Genomic DNA, 2,522 nt, shown 5'->3' on the forward strand with positions numbered 1-2,522 from the left:
GTCGGGGGGTGGGGCAGGGTGGGCGGGTCGCGGTGCCGGACGACGTGCTGCGCGGGTGGATCGACGTGGGGTTGGTGCGCCGGCTGGTCGCCGCGCAGTTTCCGCGCTGGGCCGACCTGCCGGTCCGGCCGGTCGCCGTCGGCGGGTGGGACAACCGCACCTTCCACCTGGGCGACCGGATGACCGTCCGGCTGCCGTGCGGCGCGGGCTACGCCCTTCAGGTCGCGAAGGAGCAGCGCTGGCTGCCGGTGCTGGCGCCCCGACTGCCGCTCACCGTGCCGACCCCGCTCGCCGCCGGGGAACCCGGCGCGGGTTACCCGCACCCGTGGTCGGTCTACCGGTGGATCGACGGCGACACCGCCCGCCCGGAGCGGATCGCCGACCTGACCGAATTCGCCACCACGCTCGCCGGCTTCCTCGCCGCGTTGCGCCGGGTGGACCCGGTCGGCGGGCCGGCGGCCGGCCGGCACAGCGCCTGGCGCGGGGCGCCGCTGCGCACGTACGACGCGGAGACCCGGCGGGCGATCGACGCGCTCGGCGACCGGATCCCCCGCGACGCGGTCACCGCGATCTGGACGGCCGCCCTGGCCACCACCTGGGACCGCCCCCCGGTCTGGTTCCACGGCGACATCGCCTTCGGCAACCTGCTGGTCCGCGAGGGCCGGCTGGCCGCCGTCATCGACTTCGGCTGCTGCGGGGTCGGCGACCCGGCCTGCGACACGGTGATCGCCTGGACGCTGCTGGACGGGCCGAGCCGGGCGGCGTTCCGGGAGGCGCTCGGCGTCGACGACGCCACCTGGGCCCGGGGACGCGGCTGGGCACTGTGGAAGGCACTGATCACGCTGGACGACGCCGACCCGGCACGCGCCACGGAGGCCCGGCACACGCTCGACCAGGTGCTCGCCGAGTGGCGGGAGGGGTGACCGTAGGGCCACCCACCGGCGGCGTGCGGCGCGTATCGTCGGGGCGTGGCCACCTGGGACGACGTCCGCCGCATCGCGCTGGGCCTGCCGGAGACCAGCGAGCACCCGTCGTACAACGGGGCGCCGGCGTGGCGGGTGCGGAAGAAGTCGTTCGTCTTCGACCGTCCGCTACGCAAGGCCGACCGCGAGGCGCTCGGCCCGGCCGCGCCGGACGGCCCGGTGCTCGGCGCGTACGTACCCGACCTGGGGGCCAAGGAGGCGCTGCTCGCCGACGACCCGGCCGCCTACTTCACCACCCCGCACTTCGACGGCTACCCGGTGATCCTGGCGCGGCTCGACCAGCTCGACGTCGAGGAGCTGACCGAACTGGTGGTCGAGGCGTGGTACGCCTGCGCCCCGAAACGGCTCGCGGCCGCGTACCAGGCCGGCCAGCCGACCACCCCGTCCTGATCCGGTACGCCGGGCCCGCTCAGGGGTGGTCGTTGGGGGCCGGCCGGGCGCCGACGGGGAACCGGTAGATCCGCAGCGGCCGCTGGACGCTGTCCCGGCCGCCGGCCAGGCCGGCGGTGCGGTGCAACTGGGTCACCGGGATCAGCAGGTCGCCGCCGCCGTCGATCCAGAGCGCGTCGGCGAACGCCAGGCGCGGGTCGGCGACCAGCGTCTCCACCCGCCGGTCGGGAGTGATCCGCAGGATCCGGCGCCGGTCCACGTCGCTGAGGTAGATCACGCCGTCGGCATCGATCGCGGTGCCGCCGGTGCTCGGGGTGCCCAGCCAGCGCTCGACGGCGCCGGCGAGCGTGTCGGGTGGGACGTCCGGGTCGTCCAGCCAGCGGGTGGCGACCCGGGCGAGCGGGCCGCAGGCCGGCTGGAAGTAGAGGTGGGCGCCGTCGGGTGACACCTCCAGCTGGTCGGCGTGCAGCCGGACCTCGGCGCCGTCCGGGTCCCGCAGCGGGGTGCCGTCCGCGCTCATCGGTTGGCCGGCCGTGGTGCTCCAGTGCCCGTCCAGCACCCGGCGGGCCCGGCCACTGGCCAGGTCGAGCACGACCAGGGCGGGCGCGCCGGCGTCGGTGAGGTAGGCGGTCGGGCCGTTGAACCGGACGTCGTCGAGGAAACTGGCCGGCCGGGTCACCCCGGTCAGGTCGTAGCCGCGGGTGATCCGGTCGGTGGCGAGGTCGACGGCGAGCAGGCGGGGGCCGCCCGGCACCGGCGGCGCGCCGAACCCGGGGGCGCCGCTGTCGACGAGCCAGAGCAGCCCGTCCGGCCCGGTCCGCAGGCTGTTCACGGTGACGAAGGCGCCGTCCGGGTCGTGGTCGTCGCGGACCGCGTTCCAGGCCGGGTCCGGGTACGGCACGGCCGTCCCGTCGGCCCGCAGCTCGGCCACCGCGATCCCCGGCCCGTCGGCGTCGGGGTAGCAGACGAACGTCCGCCCGGCGGCCGTGGTGACGCCGTTCCAGATCCGGTCCGAGGCGTGTACGGGCGTCAGCCGGTCGTCCGCCCGGTCCGGCCACTGAGTGCTCATCCCGCCCGCTCCCTCCGTCGCGACACGTCGGCGGCAGCGACCTACCCGGCGAGCCCCTCACCATGCCCGTGGCCGGGAGG

General features: G+C 76.4%; 3 protein-coding genes. 2 read left to right on the plus strand and 1 reads right to left on the minus strand.

The features are described from left to right. Positions 1-923 (plus strand): aminoglycoside phosphotransferase family protein (locus DLJ47_RS03360; RefSeq protein WP_446723528.1); only part of this gene is annotated, 923 nt, incomplete at its 5' end. Between the two features lie 45 nt (positions 924-968). Further along, positions 969-1,373, plus strand: coding sequence for an MmcQ/YjbR family DNA-binding protein (locus DLJ47_RS03365; RefSeq protein WP_109898643.1), 405 nt, complete (start codon positions 969-971; stop codon positions 1,371-1,373). 19 nt (positions 1,374-1,392) lie between these two features. On the opposite strand, the gene DLJ47_RS03370 is transcribed toward DLJ47_RS03365, so the two are convergent. Next, entirely contained in the window at positions 1,393-2,442 is a 1,050-nt protein-coding gene (locus DLJ47_RS03370) for an L-dopachrome tautomerase-related protein (RefSeq protein ID WP_109898644.1), read from the minus strand. Positions 2,443-2,522: the final 80 nt, after the last annotated feature.

It is taken from the genome of Micromonospora sp. S4605, from assembly GCF_003176715.1.
GTDB classification, from domain to species: Bacteria; Actinomycetota; Actinomycetes; order Mycobacteriales; family Micromonosporaceae; genus Micromonospora; species Micromonospora echinaurantiaca.

Excerpts from the sequence above, each read along its gene's own strand:
- DLJ47_RS03370 (WP_109898644.1), bottom strand. The coding sequence starts at position 2,442 with ATGAGCACTCAGTGGCCGGACCGGGCGGACGACCGGCTGACGCCCGTA.